The sequence below is a fragment of the Clostridium sp. UBA4395 genome (assembly GCF_002390995.1).
GTDB lineage: Bacteria > Bacillota > Clostridia > Clostridiales > Clostridiaceae > Clostridium_J > Clostridium_J sulfidigenes.
Window position 1 is genome coordinate 23,698 of sequence record NZ_DGRF01000083.1, and the last position, 20,618, is coordinate 44,315.

Genomic DNA, 20,618 nt, shown 5'->3' on the forward strand with positions numbered 1-20,618 from the left:
AGGAGAAAAGATGTCAATTATAAACCAGAAGTTAATTAAAGAGTTTCCTATGAGCAAGTCTCAAGTAGAGGATGTAATAGAATTATTAGATGAGGGTAATACAGTGCCTTTTATAGCCAGATATAGAAAAGAAAAAACCGGTGGTCTTGATGATGTAATCTTAAGAAAATTTTCAGAAAGACTTACATATCTAAGAAATCTTCAAAATAGAAAGGAAGATGTTATTAGATTAATTGATGAGCAAGAAAAACTAACAGATGAAATTAAAATTTCTTTAGATAAAGCTGAAACTTTAACAGAAGTAGAAGATATTTACAGACCATTTAAGCCTAAAAAGAGAACAAGAGCTATAATAGCTACAGAGAAGGGATTAGTGCCATTAAGTGAGTATATCTTATCTGAAGGGGGAGAAAAATCTCCTGAGGAGTATGCTGCAGAGTTTATAGATGAAGATAAAGGCGTAACTTCTATAGATGAAGCATTACAAGGAGCTATGGATATTATCAGTGAAAAGATTAGTGATAATGCTAAGTTTAGAAAGTGGATAAGAGATTATGTGGTAAACAATGGAGTTATAGAAACTAAAGGAAGTAGTGAAGAGAGAACTCAATATGAAATGTATTATGAGTATAGTGAAAAGGTAAAATTCATACCTTCTCATAGAATTCTTGCTATAAATAGAGGAGAAAATGAAAAAGTTCTTTCAGTCAAGATTACCTGTGATGTAGAAAAAATAAAAAGCTATATAAGCAAATTTATGGTCACTGATAATATGAAATGCAATGAGTGTATTAATACCAGTATTGATGACTCTATAAAGAGATTAATATATCCATCTATTGAAAGAGAAGTACGTAATATGCTTACAGAAAAAGGAGAAGATGGGGCTATAAAAATATTTAAAGAAAACCTTAAGGCGCTTCTTATGTCTCCACCTATAAAGGGGAAAACTGTAATGGGCTTTGATCCAGGTTTTAGAACTGGATGTAAAGTAGCAATTCTTGATGACACAGGTAAGTTTTTAGAGTATGTCACAGTTCATGCTACAGCTGCAAGTGAAGCTAAGGTTAAAGAGGCTAAAGAAATATTAAAGAAGATGATGATAAAACACAATGTAGATGTCGTTTCTCTTGGAAATGGTACTGCATGTAGAGAGTCAGAAGAGATATTAGGGGAAGTTATAGCACAGATAAAGAAAGAAACAGGTAAAGATATATATTATGTAATAGTATCTGAAGCTGGAGCCTCAGTTTATTCTGCATCAGAGCTTGCAACAAAAGAATATCCAGATTTAGATGTTACAGTAAGAGGAGCTATATCCATAGGAAGAAGGCTTCAAGATCCTCTTGCTGAGTTAGTAAAGATAGATCCTAAATCTATAGGAGTAGGTCAATATCAGCATGATGTTACTGTAAAAAGATTAGATGAATCTCTAAAAAATATAGTTGAAGATTGTGTTAACAATGTAGGAGTAGATTTAAATACAGCAACACCAGCACTTTTATCTTATATTTCTGGAATAAATTCTGGTATAGCTCAGAATATAGTTGCCTATAGAGATGAAACAGGCAAGTTTAAATCAAGAAAAGAGCTTTTAAAGGTAAAGAGGTTAGGAGCTAAGGCCTATGAGCAATGTGCAGGATTTTTGAGAGTTGATAGTAGCAAGGAACCTTTAGACGGTACATCTGTCCATCCGGAAAGCTATGAGGCTTGTAAAAAACTTATGACTATCCTAGGATATGATGGTAAAGATTTAAGTAGTAAAAATATAGAGGGTATAGATGAAAAGGTTAAAGAGGTAGGAGTATTTAATTTAGCTAAAGAAGTAGGTATAGGAGAACCAACTCTTTTAGATATCATAAAAGAACTTAAAAAACCAGGAAGAGATCCTAGAGAAGAAATGCCAAAACCAATATTTAAAACTGGGGTTATGGAATTATCTCAGCTTAAAAAAGGAATGAAATTATTAGGAACCGTTAGAAATGTATCGGATTTTGGTGCCTTTGTAGATATTGGAGTACACCAAGATGGTCTTGTTCATAAAAGTCAATTAAGTGATAGATTTGTTAAGCATCCACTAGATGTGGTTAAGCTAGGAGATGTAGTAGAGGTTACAGTAATAGATATTGATGAGAAGAGAAATAGGATATCTTTATCAATGAAAAAAGATGTAGAGTTAAAATAAACTCTGTTTATGTGGAATAACACTTAAAAAGTAAGATATAAGTTTAAAAATATCGTTAAAAAAATATCTATTTTATCTATGAATTTTAAAAAATATATTGAAGTGTAATGATTTTCATGGTAAGATGAAAGTGTAATAAAAGTTAATAATGCACTTCAGGGCGGGGCGTAATTCCCCACCGGCGGTAAAGCCCGCGAGCCGAAAGGCTGATTCGGTGAAACTCCGAAGCCGACAGTATAGTCTGGATGAAAGAAGTAGGTATATAGTATTTTAGTGATGCTTGTTTTAGCCCTGATTTTTAATCAGGGCTTTTTTAGATTTGTTATAAGTATTATTTTTAACAATTAAGTTATAATGAACAGTATTAATGAGATAGTCATTAGAGAAATAACAAATCTGAGGGCATTAGGGTACTATAAACAGAGTTCTTAGCTTCTTTGAAGTTTTAGAAATCGTTATCCAGGGACGTAGACACTCTTAACACCCACTTCGAAGAAGATGGGAGTATTAGGAGTGGATAGTCATCGGATAAATTCACCCTATGAAGTATGCAATAAATTTAGGGGGTATTAATAATGAACACATCTAAAAATGTAAACAAATTAGTAAAAATCTCTTTATTAGTAGCAATAGCATTTATATTAATGTTATTTGAATTTCCAATACCGGGATTTCCACCATTTTTAAAACTTGATCTTAGTGATTTACCAGCACTTATAGGTGGATTTGCCTTGGGACCAGTGGCAGGAGTAATTATAGAAGGTGGAAAAGTAATATTAAATCTAGTTTTTCATGGCACTTACACCGGTGGAGTTGGAGAATTTGCTAACTTTTTAATTGGTGGGTCTTTTGTGTTTGTAGCATCATATGTTTATCATAAAAATAAAACTAAAAAGAGTGCAATTATAGGATTAATTTTAGGAACTATAATAATGACTATAGTAGGAGCAGTATTTAATTACTTTATACTAATTCCATTATATGCTACAATAATGGGTGGTATGGCTAATGTTATAGGAGCATCAGCAGCAGGAAACTCTAATATTTCTAGCTTAACAGGAATAATTGTTCTAGGAATAACTCCTTTTAACATTATAAAAGGGGCCATAGTATCTCTTATAACCTTTGTATCTTATAAGAGAATATCACCACTACTAAATAGAGAGAATGTTTTAGCTGAACAAGCTATGAAAAAGGGTGCCTAATAAAAATGTACTAAATCATATCTTTAACAATTTAAAAAATAAGTTGAAGTTAAAATTAAAATATATAAAGATAATTTACAAAAAGACGATAAAAGAAAAATTCTTTTATCGTCTTTAAAATTTTAATATATACCACCTATATGTTGTGGTTCCACATAATGTATCCATCTTCTTTTGGATGTTGATAATAGTTTTTCCTTATACCTTCTACAGAAAAATGGTGTTTTTTATAAAGATTTATTGCAGCTATATTAGAGGCTCTAACCTCTAGAGTCATAGAAACAATATTTATATCCTTAGCAATTGTAATGAGGTTTTCTACTACCACATCTCCAAAATTATTTCTTCTATAGTCGGGATGAACTGCTATATTGGTTATATGACCTTCATCAAAGACAACCCACATTCCACCGAAGGCTACAACTTTATTACCTAACTTTACAACTATATAGACAGCGTTTTTATTAATTAGTTCTTTTTCCATAGATAGGAGAGACCAAGGGCTTGAGAAGCTTAGGTCAGAAATTTCTTTAACTCCTAATATATTAAGAGAACTCATTCTTTCAACAGTTACATCAGTCATGATTTTTTACCTTTTCTTCATATTCACGCTCGGCTTGGCAAAGTCTAAGATATATAGGTGAACTGCTAAGTACATTATCACCTTCATTGTTTATTAATCTAAGATAGCCTAAGTAGCCTATAGAAGATGCCTTTGTCACATTGATATGACTAGGTGCTATGGAAGCATTAGGTAGAGAAGTTAATATGGCATCCTTAAATTTTGATGTACCATCACCTATAAAAGTAATAGGCTCATTAAATCCTGAGCAGATATTTATTACATCTTCCATTGATAATAATTCAGGCTCACCTAAGACTACTAAATTATTATCTTCAAATTTATAGAAATTAGTATATACATTACCCCTCAACGCATCAATTATAGGACAAATAATACCTTGGATATTAAAGAGATTATTTGCAAGTCCATCTAAAGAATTTATAGACACAAAGGGTTTATTAGTTGCTTGCACAAGACCTTTTATAGTGGACATACCGATTCTAAGACCAGTAAAAGAACCAGGGCCGCTAGAAATTACAAAGCCTTCTATATCTGATATGGATAAACCACAATTTTTTAAAAGGTTATCTATCATAGGCATCATAATTACAGAGTGCTGCTTTTTATAATTTATAATAGTTTCCCCTAATATCTTATCGCTATCAATAATAGCCGCAGTTGCACATTCGGTTGCAGAATCTAAGGATAAAATCTTCATAGCTTCAACTCCTTTATATAATTATATCTATCATTAGTATAGGAAAGAGTAATCTTTCTATAGGTTTCACCTAAGTTTGGAAGTTTAGCTATGTTTATAGTTAAACTTTCTTCTGGTATTAAATCTTCTATATAGTTAGCCCATTCAATGACGCTAACTCCATTTCCAAATATATATTCATCAAAGCCGATGGCAGCAATCTCATCGGGATCATTTACTCTATACACATCAAAATGATACAATTTTAATCTACCTTCATATTCATTAACAATTGTAAAGGTAGGACTAGTTATACATTCATCTATGCCAAGACCTTTTGCAATTCCTTTGGTAAGATGAGTCTTACCAGTACCAAGATCACCTATAAGGCATAAAATATCATTTTCTTTACACATTTTTCCTAGCTGTATACCTAGGGAATCTAATTCATCAACATTACTAACTATAAATTCCATATGATTCACCTCATTAATATTTTAGCCTAAAAGAAAAAAAATGAAAAGCAAATAGTAAAATTACTTTTCATTAAATAACTGTATAATAATTAAATTAAGGTTTCTTTTCTACCCGAGATACTAAAGTATTTTTAAAATGGCTTACTGCATTACTACAAATTAAGTTCCTATTTACCATATCATCTAATATATTAAATGCTTCGTACATATACATACCTTTTCTATAGGGTCTATCAGCAGTTAAAGATTGATATATATCACATACTCCAATAATGCGGCATTCTTCACTAAGATCCTCAGCCTTGAGTCTTCGTGGATAGCCTTTACCATTTAATTTTTCATGATGACTAGAAGCCCATAAACTAATATCAGATATGTGGTCTATTTTATCTAGAATTAATTTAGTATAGTAGGTATGAGATTTGATAATAGAATATTCTTCTTCGGTTAAAGGACCATCCTTGTCCAATATACTGATGGGAATAGCTAATTTTCCAATATCGTGAAGTAATCCTGCAATTTTCATTTTAAGACACTTTTCTTCAGTGTAGCCTAAATGCTTAGAAACATTATAAGCTAAAGTAGCAATTTCTTTAGAATGTTCTGCAGTAAAAGAACTCTTATTATCAATAATGCTTGCAAATACATCAGCAATTGCTTCAAATTCCGATAGAGAGATAAAAATATCTTTCTCCGGTATTATATTATCAAGTATGAAATTCATATTAGGTAGATTTATAAGGTTTAACCAAAACTCTTCTTTGTCAGCTACCATGAGAAAAGCTTTTACAACCTGTGGTGAAAATAAAGTTTCATTGTGTAGTTTTACCCAATCAATAAGAATATCCTTTTGGATGTGGTAAGGTTTAGAATAATCTACCTGGATTTCAATTAAATCAGCTATTCTGAGAATTTGAGCTTCTATAGGAATTAGTGAACTTTTTAATTTTAAGCATCCACTACCATCATAATTTTCATGATGATAACGTATTATATCATATACTTGTATTAAGGATGGAATACGTTGAATCATTTCAGAGCCAGCAATGCAATGCTTTTTTATATACCATTTTGAGGTGTGAGACTCATCAAATATATTTTGAGTTCCAATATCATGAATCATACAAGCAATATATAAATTGTAGTAAGAATTTTCATCTAGTTTCATAGTTTGAGCAATTTCTAAGGCTATATATGAGGTGCATCTAGAATGATTAGAAAATTGCTTATTTGAAATATCTTTAGCATGTGTTGGGTTTATAACATCCTCAAATTTACCCCAATCATTGTCTGTAAGATCCAAGGATAATGATAGAGCAGAAACTATATTCTTTATACTAATATTCATTTTGTCCTCCAAAGCATACCATTTATCTATATAAAAATTTTAGCATATTTGGCAGTGGAATGGTACTAAATATTGTAAAAGTAAATTTATATTTAAGTAAACAAATCTATATATTTTACGTATTATATTTTGGATACGTAAAATAGTAATAATTGATGCAATAATCAAAATATATTTAATATATTAATAATGAAATATATTAAAATACTAACATAGTATACTAAAATAAGGTATAATATAGAATAACAAATAAGTAGAGGAGGATAAATTATGTTTGTAAATAATTTGATGTTATCTAGAGAAAAGTTAATAACTGTAACACCAAAGGTAACCATAGGAGAAGCTCTTAAGGTAATGGAAGAAAATAAGTTTTTATCCATACCAGTAGTAGAAGGAGATAAATTCTGTGGAGTAATTTCAAAAGAGCAAATATACACATACTACTATGAAAAATCTATAGAGAGACAGTGTTTACTATCAGATTTTCTAGTTGAAAATGTAATGAGAACTGATGTACCATCAATAACTCCTTTTAATGAAATTGAAGAGGCTGCACATTTCCTAGAAACTAAAAGTGTTTCCTTTGTACCAGTAATAAATAAAAATGGAGAAATGCAAGGAATAGTAACACATCACGGTATTTTTCATCAATTTACAGAATTGTTTGGATTAAATAAAGGTAAACGATTAGCTGTAATTGCTTATGACATACCTGGACAAATATCTAAACTATCAAAAATAATTACTGAAAACAAAGGGCAAATTATAAGCTTTGTAGTTGTTGATCCTAAGAGCATAACAGAAGTTAAAGAGATAGTAATAAGATTAAGCACAGACAATATGGATGAAATTCTTGACAAGGTGAAAGAAGCTGGATTCAAGATACAGTAGCATATCGTTGAGTATGTAGGTGAACTACATACTCAACAGTACATAACTATATATTAAGAAAAGATTAATATATTTTAAATACATAATTAATATAGTAGTAATTTGAATACTTTTATAATATACTGATTTACAAACATGTTTCTTAAATTTATCCGATGACTACCAGCTCTAATACTCCCACCTTCTTTAAAGTGGGAGTAAGGAGCTCTGTTTATCATCTTTTAACCTCAGTTATACTTAAGTAGATTCGTGACACTTTTATTTTCAATATTCTATGATTATGGGGAATAAAAGTGATTATAAATTAGATTTAATAAATAATAAGATACTAAAATACAAATTAATGGGATAAAATAAATAATGTGATAGAAGAAATATTGTATTCAAGGAGCTGGTTAAAATTAGTGATGTAATAGATTTTAATGAACTGAAAAATAAGGCTACAGATAAAGATGTAGACAAATTTGAGGATTACATATATTCTATGTATTACTCAATGGCTCAAGGGAAGCTATCTATGGCGGAAATGAGCAGAGAAATATTTAAGTATATGAAGGAAAATAATATATCTCAAGAGAAATTTATGAATATCCAGAATAAGGTTATGGAGAGGTATGGAATTTCTACTGAAGATGTAGAAAGCCAAATGAAGTCTATGGGTATAGAAAATCCTCTAAGTGGATTAGGTATTGAGTATGAAGATGCAAGAAAAATGGTTGGGTTTCAAGAAAAGTATAAAGGAAAGCTTAAAGTAAAAAGTGTAACTTCATATAGCATTAAAAATGATAAGAATGATTTAGAGTTAATGCTTCAAGATGAGAATGTTATATTAAAAAGTTTTGGGAAAATAGATTTAACTGATAATGAGTTAAATGAATTTTTATGTTCCTATAAAAAGGTAATGAATAATAAGATGCTAAATATTTCAATATGTGAGAATACTTCCACTTATTTATACTAATATTGACTTAAGAATATGTTGAATAATTTATATAAAACCTCTTGCATTTATGTTTATTATATAATATAATAAACGAGTAACGAAGGGGTATAGCTCAATTGGTAGAGTAGCGGTCTCCAAAACCGTTGGTTCCGGGTTCAAGTCCTCGTGCCCCTGCCATAGAAACCTAGTGATTTTAGTAATCACTAGGTTTTTTTATTGTTTTCTTTTATCTTATTTTTACATAGATAAAGAGAGTAAAAATGTACCGTATAATTCCATGAAAATAATTAAATAAATTTATTGAGGAAGTAATAAACCTGTGATATAATCTGTAAGTTAAGAAAATAAAATAAGTTATTAATCACATTTTAAGTTTATATATGTAAGTTAAAGTTATCTATGTGAGGCGTGATTTAAGCTATGTTTTTAGAAAGGACATAGCTTTATATGGTGAAGGGAGAAATTTTATGGAAAAACGTGTGCCAGAATTTAAAGGTTTACTAAGAAGTCATATGATTGAGTTACCTAAGGTTATTAGGGACGCTACTGGAATTGTTATATTTGGGAAAAGAATTAAATCTTTAGTGTTTTCAACTGATGTAGCAGTTATAAGAAATACTAATGCAGATGCTGTTATTGCAGTATATCCATTTACGCCTCAACCCAGAATAACTGAAGCACTATTACTAGCATCAGATATCCCAGTATTTTGTGGGGTAGGTGGATCTATTACTACAGGTAAAAGGGTAATAAATCTAGCATTGGATGCTGAATTTAAGGGAGCTATGGGGGTTGTAGTTAATTCATCTATAGGCAATGATGTTATTGCAGGGATGAGAGAAACTATAGATTTACCAATATTAGTTACTGTTGTTTCAGAAAAAGATGATATAGATGGAAGAATAGCAGCAGGAGCAACTATACTTAATGTATCAGGAGCTAAAGAAACTGCGAATATTATTAGACATATAAGAAGTAAGTACCCAGATGTACCTATTATAGCAACAGGAGGTCCTACAGATGAGAGCATACGTGAAACTATAATTGCTGGGGCTAATGCTATAACATATACACCACAAAGTACTAGTGATATATTAAATGAAATAATGATTAAACATAGAAAAAGATATGAAGACTGATTTCATTCAGAAATGTAATATTTGCAACGAATATTATATTTGAGGTGATTTATTTATGGACAAGGCAACTTGGATGTTAGGAATAATAGTTCCATTAATATCTGCAGCATTTGGTGGAGGTATATCTCTATTAATTATGAGAAAACTAATTATGGAAGAGAGAAAAAAATCTAAGAAAGAACGTGCTATAGATATTAATAACGATAAAATAAAAAGTTATAAGGAGTTATTTGAACTAAATAAAAAAATTAAAGTCTTTGGAGATAAAATTAAAAATAACACAATACCTAATTGGATAAACGTAGAAAGCTATTATAGAGACGAATTTATAATAGAATTTGAAGAGATTATAAATAATTATAAATTTGTAAATGGTTATATTAATGACAAAAAGATAAATGAATATGCACAAAATGTACTTAAGTTATGCCAAACAATAGTAGTAGAATTAAAAGATAGAGAAAACTACGGTACTACTTCTGAAAAAGTAGAAACTTGTGTAGATACATTGATAGAAGTTTTAAATACAATAGAAAAGAACATTTTATCCGTAGTGTTAGAACTATCTATAGAAAAGTATAAGTAATATAAATATTTATAGTGAATATATTTTATTCTAAGACAGTGTTACTATGAATGGATTATCAAATTTGTATTTGATAATAAAAGTATATGAAATGTTTATGATTTTAAATGGATTATGTTAGATTTAATTAATTGGACTAAAGCATAATAGGTGTGGTAAAATAGAATAGTTAAATTTACTACATAAGACCATGTGAAGTAAATAGAGAGAGGATTGTAAATATGAATATTCTTATTTTATCTGCATCTACTGGTGGAGGACATTTAAAAGCATCAAAGGCTTTAGAATCATATATTTTAGAAAATGAGTTAGGTGCTAAAGTAAAAGTAGTGGATACCTTAGAGTATGTTAATCCATTTATAAATAAAGTAGTAACTAAGGGATATATAGTACTGGCAAAGTATTTAAATGCCTTGTATAAGAATTTATATAGTTTAACGGACAAGTCTGGGGTCTTAACATGTTTAGTGACAAAGTTAATTTATTTATTTTCGAAAAAATTGATCCCACTAATAGAAGAATTTGCTCCAGATGTAATCATAACTACTCATCCCTTTCCTACAGAAATGATTTCTATATTAAAAGGGAATAAAAGTATAAAGGTGCCATCAATATGTATAATGACTGATTATGCACCACATAAAACATGGATAAAACCTAATGTAGATGAATATTGTGTAGCATGTGAAGATATGGTAGAAGGTATGGTAGATAGAGGAGTTCCTCCAGAAAAAGTTCATCCTTATGGAATCCCTGTATATGATGGTTTTTTTCATCAAGATGAAGATGATAAAAAAATACTATTAGATGAGCTGGGATTAAGCGAAAATAAAATGACCGTGTTAGTGATGGCTGGAAGCTTCGGAGTATATAACATAGAAAAAATCTATAAGAATATAAATAATATTCCTATGGATTTTCAAATTGTAATTCTAACGGGTAATAATAAAAGACTATATAATAAAATTAAGGAACAGATTAAGTTTAGTAAAAAACAAACAAAGCTTATTAAGTTTACAAATGAGGTTCATAGATATATGAACTTAGCAGACGTCTTAATTACTAAACCAGGAGGTCTTACAGTATCAGAAGCGTTAGCAGCAAATCTTCCTTTAATTACCTTTGATGCAATACCTGGACAAGAAGAAGCAAATGCAAAGTTTCTATTAGATCATGGCATGTCCATATCTATAGGCAGAGGTGATAATTGTACTGAAGCTATAGAGGCTTTAATTAAGGACAAAAACAAATTAAGAGAGATTAAAGAAAACTGTATGACTTTCGATAAATCAAATTCAACAAATGAGTTACTAGAACTTATAAGAAGATTAATGAAAGAAAATGAAGCTGAATGTAATTCAGAAATTGCATAAAACTTAAATAATTAAGACCAAGGTTTTTAAGACCTTGGTCTTTTAATCCTGCAATGTAAATGTTTGGAATTTGACTTTGTAATACAAGTCTTTAGGTTTATTTATGAGATTTTTTAATGGCATTAATAAATTTATCTAAAAACTTAAATGAACCATTTTTAATGTGTAAAAATCCCATTATAGATAATATAACACCACTTAAAGAACCACTTATCATATCTGTCATAGTATCCGTAAGACTATTAAGTTGAGAATCAAACCCAAATAGTTGATCTCCTGCAAATTCCCAGAACTCCCACAGTGCAGCTCCAGAAACAGTAAAGAGTAATATATATATACCTATGAATAATGGTGGAAGGGTTTTGATATTATTTTCACCTATAAGAGGTTTTAAAATTATTAAAGATAAAAACCCTAAAAGAGCCCCTGAAGCAAAATGAAGAAATATGTCCCACCAAGGTAGTATTGAGTACATATTGTACATCCTACCTAAGAGTAGAGCTAAAAATATAAAGAATTGTAATAAGAAGTCAGATAAACTAGATAATTTAACTTTAAATATATATAAAATTATATCTGGTATAAAGGACGTGATAAGAATTAATAGAATGTTGCTGATGTAATTTGAATTATTATCAGTTTTTACAAATGAGTAATAAACAAATAGTATTAATAAAATTGATCTAAATATCCATTTGAAAAATAAAGAAAAAGAAGACTTTGTATTTTTCATTGATTTCCCTCCGTGCTATTTATGGTGTTTTCTATAAGAATAAGTTTTTCTGCTCTAGAAAGTTTTTTTATTTCACATTCTCTTTTTAAAGCTGAAGATTTGTCAGGTAAATTTTCATAGTGAACAATTTCTACAGGTAATCTGCATCTGGTGTACTTAGCTCCCTTACCACTATTATGGCATTTAAGCCTTTTGTTTAAATCAGTTGTCCATCCTGTATATAAAGTATTGTCATTACATCTTAATATATAAACAAAAAACATATCTTTACCTCATATAAAATATATTAAAAATTAGAATAATTATTACTGTTGTATAATACTATTTAAATAGTATATCATTATTTTAGCATGAATATATTATACTATTTTATAAATACTAGTATATTCATATTGAATTAAATTAAATCATAGGGTATAATTAAATTGGATTAAAGATAAATAGTAAATAATATGTTGATTTAAATTGAATAAAGTATAGTTTTAGGTACATTATGTTTAATAGGGAAAGTGGTTAAAGTCCGCTACAGCCCCCGCTACTGTGTACGAAGACGAAATCTCATAGAAAAACCACTGGAGTGTATTTCTGGGAAGGTGAGATGGAGGATGATACGTGAGTCAGGAGACCTGCCTAAAGCATAGATATGACACTTCGGAGGGAAGGGAGTTAATAGTTTAGTTTGTATATTTATTACAAATTATATTTCTGTTATGAGTTAAATTGAATTTTAACCTCTACCTTTTGGGTAGAGGTTTTATTTTGCACTAATTTATTAAATTTGGAGGAACTAAAATGAAAAAGGCTATATTAGTAGTAAGCTTTGGAACTACTTATAAGGATACATTAAAATTAACTATAGAAAAAATTGAGGATGAAATAAGAGAAAGATTTAAAGAGTATCATGTTATGAGAGCTTTTACAGCCCATATGATAATTAAAAAAATAAAAAATAGAGATGGAATAATTGTACCTACTCCGGAGGAAGCTTTAGAGCAACTATACAAAGAAGGCTATGAAGAAGTTATAGTTCAGCCACTCCATATAATACCAGGGGAAGAGTTCCAATATGTTAGATTAGTAGTTGATAAGTTTAGAGGTAGTAATAAATTTAAATCAATAAAAGTAGGTAGACCAGCCCTTCACTTTCAAGGAGGGGAAGAAACACCTAATGATTATGAGGTGTTTATAGATGCTATAAAAGAAATTATACCAAAGGATAAGACTATGGTATTTATGGGGCATGGAAGTAATCATCCAGCTAACTCAGCCTTTGTAGCACTTCAAAGCGTATTTACTTACTTAAATTATAATAATGTATACGTTGGAACAGTAGAAGGATATCCTACCATAGATATGATAGTAGAAATTCTTAAAAGAGAAGGTATTGATCATGTTAAGTTAGCACCACTTATGCTAGTAGCTGGAGATCATGCAACTAATGATATGGCTTCTGATGAAGAAGATTCATGGAAGACTATTTTAGAAGAAGCTGGAATTAAAGTAGACATATATCTTCATGGTTTAGGTGAGATTGAGAAGTTTAGACATATATATGTGAATCATGTACAAGATGTAATAGATAATAAATATCTTCATTTAGGAGATACGAAGAAAACACCGTAAAGGAGTAAATTATGAAAAGTATAATAGTTTCTTCAAATAGTAGTGGTGGTGGAAAAACCACTGTTACATTAGCACTTATGAAAACTCTTATAGATAGAGGATATAAGGTTCAAGGATATAAAGTTGGACCTGACTATATAGATCCAGCCTTTCATAGAGAAATAACAGGAGTAGCTACAAGAAACTTAGATTTATTTCTAATGGGAGAACCAGGGGTTAAGGAGAGTTATCTAAGAGGTGAGGGTGATCTAGGAATCATTGAAGGTGTTATGGGACTTTATGATGGAAAAGGTATAGATACTAGTTTTTCTACAGCTCATGTATCTAGAACTTTAGATTTGCCTGTGGTATTAGTATTATCTCCTAAAGCTCAATCAGCAACTTTATGTGCTGAAATAGAAGGACTTCGAAATTATGAAAATGTGAACATAGTAGGGATAATACTTAATAATATTAGTGAAAGTTACTATAAACTTTTGAAAAAAGCTATTGAAGTAAATTGCAGCGGGATTAGAGTTTTCGGATACATACCTAAGGATGAGAGGTTAGCTTTAAAAAGTAGGCATTTAGGCCTTGTGCAGAGTAGCGAGGTTGAAGATTTATCAAAGAAGATAGAGTTATGCAGTAGCCTTATGGAAGAGTATGTAGATGTAGATAGCCTTATAGAAGAATTTAAAGCTTCAGATATTCAATCTACTAACAGTGAAGATTTCCACGCTGAAAACAAAGATATAAAGATTGCAGTAGCCTATGATAAAGCCTTTAGTTTTTATTATAAAGAGAATATAGAGCTTTTGGAAGAGGTTGGAACAGTTCAGTATTTTAGCCCCCTAAAAGATAGAGAAGTGCCAAAGGATGTAGATTTTATATATATAGGTGGAGGATACCCAGAAGTATTCAAGGAAGAGTTATCTTCTAATAAATCTATGTTAAATAGTATTAGAAAAGCCTTAAACAGTGGAGTAAAATGCTATGCAGAATGTGGTGGACTTATGTATCTTACAGAGAGTATAGATGGAGTTGAAACAGTAGGTTTCTTTAATGGAACATCTTATATGACTGGAAAACTTAATAATTTTGGATACGCAACTATAAAGATAAAAGAAGAAAATTCTATAGTGCCAAAGGATATGATGATTAATTGTCATGAATTCCATAAATCACTGGTAGATTTAAAAGAAGAAGAAATATATGAATTAGAAAAGAAAGCCTACGATGGAACCACAAAGAAGTGGAAGTGTGGGTATGTAAAAAATAATGTTTTAGCAGCTTATGGACATATACATTTCTTTTCTAATATTGATTTTTTTAATAGCTTAATTAAGTAGATGTAATTTTAAAATAGAGATTTATAAGGGGAAGTTATTTCCTTAAGTAGGAGGAGAAATGGATTATATAAAAATACCAATGGACATAGAAAAGAGAAGTTTTGAAATTATAGGAGAAGAAATGGGATCTCATAATTTCGATGATAGAGAGCTTTCTATAATTAAGAGAGTTATTCATACTACAGCAGATTTTGAATATAAGGATTTAGTTTATATGACAGATGATGCTATAGATACAGCCCTAGAAATTCTAAAAAAGGGAACAACTATATATACAGATACTAATATGGCACTTTCAGGAATAAATAAAAGAGCCTTAGAAAAGTTAAATTGCAGGGTTGTATGTTATGTATCAGAACCAGGAGTTGCAGAGATTGCAAAGGAAAGAGGCATAACTCGTTCTATGGCTGCAGTAGAAAAGGCAGTAGGAGATGGAGTAGAGTTCTTTGTATTTGGAAATGCTCCAACGGCTTTATTCAAACTTAAAGAGTTTATTGAATCAGGAAAGTCTAATTGTAAATTTATTATAGGAGCTCCAATAGGATTCGTAGGAGCAGCTGAATCAAAAGAAGAAATAGAAAAATTGAAAGATATAGATATGATGACAGTTAGAGGAAGAAAGGGCGGAAGTGCAGTAGCAGCAGCTATAGTCAATGCGCTTATGTATATGTTAGTAGAAAGATAAGGTATTAGAATGTTAGACTTATATGTTAACAGTAATGGTAAAAAGTTAAGATGTGGTTATACTACAGGGTCCTGTGCAGCAGCTGCTGCTAAGGCAGCTACTTACATGCTTTTTACTGGTGAAAAGATTAAAGAGATAGAAATTAATACACCAAAGGGAATAATTTTAAATTTAGTAATAGATGAAGTAGTTTTTGGTGATGACTATGTGGAATGTTCCATTATAAAAGATGGTGGAGATGACATAGATGCTACCCACGGATTACCTATATGGGCGAGAGCTGAAAAGGGTGAAGAAAGATATATTTTAAAAGGTGGAAAAGGTGTAGGAGTAGTTAATGGTGAAGGCCTCTATATTGAAAAGGGTGAAGCTGCTATTAATCCAGTACCTAGACTTATGATAGAGCAAGAGGTAAGTAGTGTGCTTCCAGAGGATGAAGGAGTTACTATTACTATATTTGTACCAAAGGGAGAAGAAGTAGCAAAGAAAACCTTTAATCCCAGACTTAATATAATAGGAGGAATATCCATATTAGGAACTACAGGAATTGTTTATCCTATGTCTGAAGAATCAATTAAAGAATCAATAAAAATTGAGATAACTCAAAAGGCTTTAAAAAATAAGGTTCTTATATTAGCCTTTGGAAACATGGGAGAAAAGGTTGCAGAATCTATGGGATATTCTATAGATCAAGTGGCTATAATATCAAACTTTGTTGGATTTGCTATAGAATGTTGTGTTAGCTGTGGAGTTAAAGAGATAATTATAATAGGTCATATTGGTAAGATATGTAAGATATCTGCTGGTAGCTTTAACACTCACAGTAGAGTATGTGATGTAAGACTAGAAGTAATAGCATTAGAATTAGCATTAGCAGGAGCTCCACATGACTTAGTTAGAAGTATATATAATGAAAAGACTACAGAGGGTGCTATAAAAGCTTTAAAGGGTGAATATAGTGAGATATATAAAACTATTGTAGATAAAGTGAAGAAAAGAATGGAGCTTTATAGCTATGGTGAACTTAAATGTGATGTAGTTATGTATTGGGGTGCAACTAATCCTAAGATATTAGCTACAACATTATAGAGGTGGAAAGATGATTTATGTAGTAGGACTTGGTCCAGGAAGTAGGGAGTATATACTTCCTAAGGCCGTTGAAACTTTAGAAAATAGTGATATGTTAGTAGGATTTTCTAGAGCTTTGGAAAGTGTAAATTTTATAAGTACTGAAAGAGTGGCAGTTAAGTCTTTATCAGATATTTTGAAAATAGTAGAAGAGAATAAGAGCAAGAAAATATCTATAATTGCATCGGGAGACCCATGTTTTTATGGAGTTACTGATTATATAAAGAGAAATATAAAAGAGGATCCTATAGAGATAATACCAGGACTTAGCTCTTTTCAATATCTAATGAGCAAGATAGGGAAGAGTTGGAATGGAAAATTTTTAGGCAGTGTCCATGGAAGAGAAGAAGATTTTTTAACTGTTGTTAAAGAAAATAGTATGTGTATATTCTTAACAGATAGTAAAAATTCACCTAAGGTTTTAGCGAATAAACTGTTTATAGAAAATATAAGTTGTAATATATGGGTAGGAGAAAATTTATCCTATGAAGATGAGAAAATAACAGTAGGTACACCAGAGGAGATAATGGAGAAGGAATTTTCTTCATTAAGTGTCTTTGTAGTGGAGGAAGTTTAAATGAAATATATAAAAGATGAAGAGTTTATAAGAGGAAACTGTCCTATGACAAAGGAAGAAGTTAGAATTCTAAGTGTAGCAAAACTTAATTTAGAGGAAAATTCTAAACTTCTAGATGTAGGAGCTGGAACTGGTTCCATATCAATTCAAGGAAGTAAAATTTGCACTTCTGGTAGCGTAGTTGCAATAGAGAGAGATGAAGAAGCCTTAGAGGTAATCTATAAAAATAAAGATAAATTTAATTGTGATAATTTAGAGGTTATAGAAGGTGAAGCTTTAGAAGCTTTAGACTCTATTAAGGAAAAGTTTAATAGTATTTTTATTGGAGGTAGTGGTGGAAATCTTGAAAAAATAATTGAGAAATGCCATAACCTTCTTGAAGATGATGGAGTAATGGTTTTAAATTTTATAACCATTGATAATGTATATAAAGCAATGAGTACTTTAAAAGAATTAAACATGAAAATTAGCTGTACTCAAGTTGGTGTCAGTAAAACAAGAGGCCAAAGTTATATGTTATTTGGATATAATCCAATTTTTATTGTAGAGGCTTATAAGAATTAAAAATATTGTTATATAGTAGGTTTGCAGTATAAGGAAATACATAAATAGAAAATAGTTGAGAATTGAAAATATTGTTTTATAGTAGAAATAGAGGAGTGAAATAGATGGCAAAGTTATATGGAGTTGGAGTAGGACCAGGAGATAAAGAGCTATTAACCTTAAAGGCGGTTAAAACTATAGAAATGTGTGAAGTAATTGTTTCACCAAGTGCTATGAAAGGTGGAAAAAGTATAGCTTTAGGCATTGCAGAGGACTTTATATCAGAGGATAAAGAAGTTATGATAAAGCAATTTCCAATGGGTGGAGAAGACCAAGAAGAAAAAATCTATGAAGCCTTTAAAGCTATAGAAGAGAAGCTTAAGGAAGGAAAGAATGTAGCATTCTTAACTTTAGGAGATCCTTTTGTTTATAGTACATATATATATTTACTGAAATATATAGAAGAGCATGGCTTTGAAGTTGAAACAATTCCAGGGATAACTTCCTTCTGTGCTAGTGCTAGTCTTGCACAAAAACCATTAGTTATAGGTGATGAACCATTACTTATTACCCCAGCTAGCAGAGTTTCGGATATAAAGGATGAAAAGTATGTAGTTTTAATGAAGGTCTATAAAAGAGAAGAAGAAGTATTAGACGTTCTTGATGAAAAAGGCTTTAACTATGTATATATAAAAAAAGCTGGAAGAGAAGGGCAAGAGATTTTACATAAGAGAGAAGATATTTTAGATAATAAAGAATATATGTCACTTATAATAGCAAATAGAGATTAGGAGGAAGAAGAATGGTTTATTTTATAGGAGCAGGTCCAGGAGATGCAGAGTTAATCACAGTAAAGGGAAGAGATACACTTGCAAAGGCGGATGTAGTTATATATGCAGGCTCTCTTGTAAGCAAGGAGCATATGAATTATTGTAAGGCTGGATGTGAAATACATAATTCAGCATCTATGACTTTAGAACAAGTTATAGAAGTTATGAATAAGGCTGAAAAAGAAAACAAAATGGTAGTAAGACTTCATACAGGTGATCCAGCTATATATGGAGCTATCAAAGAACAAATGGATGAACTTGATAAATTAAATATTCAGTACAAGGTAATTCCAGGAGTTAGCTCATTTACAGCAGCAGCATCTGTAATAAAAAAGGAATTTACACTTCCATCAGTAACTCAAACTGTAATATTAACTAGAGTTGAGGGAAGAACTCCAGTACCAGAAACAGAAAGCTTAGAAAAACTTGCATCAATTGGTGCATCCATGGCTATATTCCTTTCTATTAGCATGATAGATAAGGTAGTTGCAAAGCTAAGAAAAGGTTATGGAAGGAATGTTAATATAGCTGTAGTTGAAAGAGCTACTTGGGAAGATGAAAGAGCTATAATTGGAACTTTAGATGATATAGCAGAAAAGGTTAAAGAAGCAGGAATCACTAAATGTGCTCAAATATTAGTAGGGGACTTTATAAATTGTGATTATGATAAGAGTCTTCTATATGATAAATCCTTTACTCATATGTTTAGAGAAGGACAAAAATAATTCTTAGAATGTACAATTCTAGAAAGTAGGAGAGTTATGAAGTTAGCAGCGGTGTCTGTAACAAGACAAGGAGATAATATTGCAAAAAAACTAAGTGAAACTTTAGAGCTTAAGCTTTACTCTAGTTATAATAACAAAAACTTCAAACTAAAATCTGTATGTGAAGAGCTTATGAATACTGTAGATGGAATAATTTTTATCTCATCTACAGGCATTGCAGTAAGAGGAATAGCACCTTTTCTAAAAGGAAAGGATAAGGACCCAGCAGTGGTAGTAGTAGACTGTGAAAGCAGATTCGCCATAAGTCTTGCAGGAGGACATCTTGGAGGAGCTAATGAACTTGCTTTAAAGGTATCAGAAATTCTTAAGGCTACACCAGTTATAACTACAGCCACAGATACCATGGGAATAGATGCTCCAGATATGATTGCTAAGAATAATAACCTGATTATAGATGATATGAAAATAGCTAAAGACATAGCTGCCAAATTAGTTGATAAAGCTAAGGTTGGTTTTTTAGATGATGAAGGCCAAATAAAAATGCCAAAGGGATATGTAATTCCTGAAGGAGATATTAAGGGTATGGTTACAGTATCTAATAAAATGGATGTGGATAACTTGCCACCTGTTGAAGGCTTGATTCACCTTAAGCTCATAAGGCGAAACATCATATTAGGTATGGGATGTAGAAAAGATGTGGATAAGGACAAAGTTAAAAACTTTGTTGTGGATACTTTAAAGAAATATAATATAGATTTAAGAGCCATAAAAACTATTTCTACAGTGGAAGTTAAAAAGAATGAAGGAGCATTAATTGCTTTAAGTGAATTTTTAAACTGTCCTATGGAGATTCATTCTTTAAAAGAAATAGAAAGCATAGAACATAAATACAAGGGCAGTGATTTTGTTAAGAAATCTATAGGTGTGAGAGCGGTATGTGAGCCTTGTGTTGAATTAGCAGGGGGAGAGTTACTTACAGATAAAATTAGTTTTGAGGGTATAACCCTTTGTATTGGAAAGTTAGTCTACTGATAATGG

At 30.7% G+C, this 20,618-nt stretch carries 22 protein-coding genes, 1 tRNA gene and 2 riboswitches; of the genes, 17 read left to right on the forward strand and 6 right to left on the reverse strand.

Annotated elements, in window-relative coordinates:
* Positions 1 to 10: 10 nt before the first annotated feature.
* Together B2694_RS15975 and B2694_RS15980 are read left to right on the forward strand one after the other, a co-directional pair.
* Positions 11 to 2,185 carry a Tex family protein gene (locus B2694_RS15975; RefSeq protein ID WP_346886585.1) on the forward strand — a complete coding sequence of 725 codons (2,175 nt, stop codon included), beginning with the start codon at positions 11 to 13 and terminating at the stop codon, positions 2,183 to 2,185.
* Between the two features lie 147 nt (positions 2,186 to 2,332).
* Positions 2,333 to 2,446, forward strand: a riboswitch (FMN riboswitch).
* A 314-nt stretch (positions 2,447 to 2,760) separates the two neighbouring features.
* Complete coding sequence (locus B2694_RS15980; RefSeq protein WP_346886586.1) at positions 2,761 to 3,390, forward strand: ECF transporter S component; 630 nt, start codon at positions 2,761 to 2,763, stop codon at positions 3,388 to 3,390.
* A 136-nt stretch (positions 3,391 to 3,526) separates the two neighbouring features.
* Here B2694_RS15980 and rimI read toward each other — a convergent pair whose 3' ends face one another.
* The 4 genes from rimI to B2694_RS16000 all read right to left on the reverse strand — a co-directional run bounded on the left by rimI (position 3,527) and on the right by B2694_RS16000 (position 6,476).
* Complete coding sequence (rimI, locus tag B2694_RS15985; protein WP_346847021.1) at positions 3,527 to 3,973, reverse strand: ribosomal protein S18-alanine N-acetyltransferase; 447 nt, start codon at positions 3,971 to 3,973, stop codon at positions 3,527 to 3,529.
* Entirely contained in the window at positions 3,966 to 4,673 is a 708-nt protein-coding gene (tsaB, locus tag B2694_RS15990; RefSeq protein WP_346886587.1) for a tRNA (adenosine(37)-N6)-threonylcarbamoyltransferase complex dimerization subunit type 1 TsaB, read from the reverse strand. The genes rimI and tsaB overlap by 8 nt, the downstream gene beginning before the upstream one ends.
* Positions 4,670 to 5,128 carry a tRNA (adenosine(37)-N6)-threonylcarbamoyltransferase complex ATPase subunit type 1 TsaE gene (gene tsaE / locus B2694_RS15995; RefSeq protein ID WP_346886588.1) on the reverse strand — a complete coding sequence of 153 codons (459 nt, stop codon included), beginning with the start codon at positions 5,126 to 5,128 and terminating at the stop codon, positions 4,670 to 4,672. The genes tsaB and tsaE overlap by 4 nt, the downstream gene beginning before the upstream one ends.
* Positions 5,129 to 5,222: 94 nt before the next feature.
* Positions 5,223 to 6,476, reverse strand: coding sequence for an HD-GYP domain-containing protein (locus tag B2694_RS16000; RefSeq protein ID WP_346886589.1), 1,254 nt, complete (start codon positions 6,474 to 6,476; stop codon positions 5,223 to 5,225).
* Between the two features lie 270 nt (positions 6,477 to 6,746).
* On the opposite strand from B2694_RS16000, the gene B2694_RS16005 reads away from it, so the two are divergent.
* The 6 genes from B2694_RS16005 to B2694_RS16030 all read left to right on the forward strand — a co-directional run bounded on the left by B2694_RS16005 (position 6,747) and on the right by B2694_RS16030 (position 11,408).
* Positions 6,747 to 7,367, forward strand: coding sequence for a CBS domain-containing protein (locus B2694_RS16005; RefSeq protein ID WP_346886590.1), 621 nt, complete (start codon positions 6,747 to 6,749; stop codon positions 7,365 to 7,367).
* Positions 7,368 to 7,767: 400 nt separating this feature from the next.
* Complete coding sequence (locus B2694_RS16010) at positions 7,768 to 8,328, forward strand: DUF3867 domain-containing protein (RefSeq protein ID WP_035129734.1); 561 nt, start codon at positions 7,768 to 7,770, stop codon at positions 8,326 to 8,328.
* Positions 8,329 to 8,411: 83 nt separating this feature from the next.
* A tRNA-Trp gene (locus tag B2694_RS16015) sits at positions 8,412 to 8,487 on the forward strand.
* Positions 8,488 to 8,777: 290 nt separating this feature from the next.
* The gene (locus B2694_RS16020) at positions 8,778 to 9,449 is read left to right on the forward strand and encodes a hydrolase (protein WP_346886591.1); all 672 of its coding nucleotides are present in this window, start codon (positions 8,778 to 8,780) and stop codon (positions 9,447 to 9,449) included.
* Positions 9,450 to 9,504: 55 nt separating this feature from the next.
* The gene (locus B2694_RS16025; RefSeq protein WP_150844086.1) at positions 9,505 to 10,035 is read left to right on the forward strand and encodes a hypothetical protein; all 531 of its coding nucleotides are present in this window, start codon (positions 9,505 to 9,507) and stop codon (positions 10,033 to 10,035) included.
* Positions 10,036 to 10,256: 221 nt separating this feature from the next.
* Positions 10,257 to 11,408: an MGDG synthase family glycosyltransferase gene (locus B2694_RS16030; RefSeq protein ID WP_346886592.1), complete on the forward strand. Its 1,152-nt coding sequence runs from the start codon at positions 10,257 to 10,259 to the stop codon at positions 11,406 to 11,408.
* 97 nt (positions 11,409 to 11,505) lie between these two features.
* Here B2694_RS16030 and B2694_RS16035 read toward each other — a convergent pair whose 3' ends face one another.
* A complete protein-coding gene (locus B2694_RS16035; protein ID WP_346886593.1) occupies positions 11,506 to 11,883 on the reverse strand; it encodes a hypothetical protein in 378 nt (125 codons plus the stop codon).
* A gap of 254 nt (positions 11,884 to 12,137) precedes the next feature.
* Positions 12,138 to 12,404: a GIY-YIG nuclease family protein gene (locus B2694_RS16040; protein ID WP_346886594.1), complete on the reverse strand. Its 267-nt coding sequence runs from the start codon at positions 12,402 to 12,404 to the stop codon at positions 12,138 to 12,140.
* A gap of 204 nt (positions 12,405 to 12,608) precedes the next feature.
* Positions 12,609 to 12,789, forward strand: a riboswitch (cobalamin riboswitch).
* A gap of 144 nt (positions 12,790 to 12,933) precedes the next feature.
* Between B2694_RS16040 and B2694_RS16045 the strand changes: the two genes are divergently transcribed.
* The 9 genes from B2694_RS16045 to cbiG all read left to right on the forward strand — a co-directional run bounded on the left by B2694_RS16045 (position 12,934) and on the right by cbiG (position 20,612).
* Positions 12,934 to 13,764 (forward strand): sirohydrochlorin cobaltochelatase, encoded by an 831-nt coding sequence (locus B2694_RS16045; protein WP_346886595.1) that lies wholly within the window; start codon positions 12,934 to 12,936, stop codon positions 13,762 to 13,764.
* 11 nt (positions 13,765 to 13,775) lie between these two features.
* The gene (locus B2694_RS16050) at positions 13,776 to 15,092 is read left to right on the forward strand and encodes a cobyrinate a,c-diamide synthase (RefSeq protein WP_346886596.1); all 1,317 of its coding nucleotides are present in this window, start codon (positions 13,776 to 13,778) and stop codon (positions 15,090 to 15,092) included.
* A gap of 58 nt (positions 15,093 to 15,150) precedes the next feature.
* Positions 15,151 to 15,777, forward strand: coding sequence for a precorrin-8X methylmutase (locus B2694_RS16055; protein ID WP_346886597.1), 627 nt, complete (start codon positions 15,151 to 15,153; stop codon positions 15,775 to 15,777).
* 9 nt (positions 15,778 to 15,786) lie between these two features.
* The gene (gene cbiD / locus B2694_RS16060; RefSeq protein WP_346886598.1) at positions 15,787 to 16,866 is read left to right on the forward strand and encodes a cobalt-precorrin-5B (C(1))-methyltransferase CbiD; all 1,080 of its coding nucleotides are present in this window, start codon (positions 15,787 to 15,789) and stop codon (positions 16,864 to 16,866) included.
* Positions 16,867 to 16,876: 10 nt separating this feature from the next.
* Entirely contained in the window at positions 16,877 to 17,482 is a 606-nt protein-coding gene (gene cbiE / locus B2694_RS16065; RefSeq protein WP_346886599.1) for a precorrin-6y C5,15-methyltransferase (decarboxylating) subunit CbiE, read from the forward strand.
* Positions 17,483 to 18,046, forward strand: a complete 564-nt coding sequence (gene cbiT, locus B2694_RS16070; protein WP_346886600.1) for a precorrin-6Y C5,15-methyltransferase (decarboxylating) subunit CbiT — start codon at positions 17,483 to 17,485, stop codon at positions 18,044 to 18,046. It begins immediately after the preceding gene.
* A gap of 104 nt (positions 18,047 to 18,150) precedes the next feature.
* On the forward strand, positions 18,151 to 18,816 hold the full coding sequence (locus tag B2694_RS16075; RefSeq protein WP_346886601.1) for a cobalt-factor II C(20)-methyltransferase: 666 nt from the start codon (positions 18,151 to 18,153) through the stop codon (positions 18,814 to 18,816).
* A gap of 11 nt (positions 18,817 to 18,827) precedes the next feature.
* A complete protein-coding gene (gene cobM / locus B2694_RS16080) occupies positions 18,828 to 19,580 on the forward strand; it encodes a precorrin-4 C(11)-methyltransferase (RefSeq protein ID WP_346886602.1) in 753 nt (250 codons plus the stop codon).
* A gap of 36 nt (positions 19,581 to 19,616) precedes the next feature.
* Complete coding sequence (gene cbiG, locus B2694_RS16085) at positions 19,617 to 20,612, forward strand: cobalt-precorrin 5A hydrolase (RefSeq protein ID WP_346886603.1); 996 nt, start codon at positions 19,617 to 19,619, stop codon at positions 20,610 to 20,612.
* Positions 20,613 to 20,618: the final 6 nt, after the last annotated feature.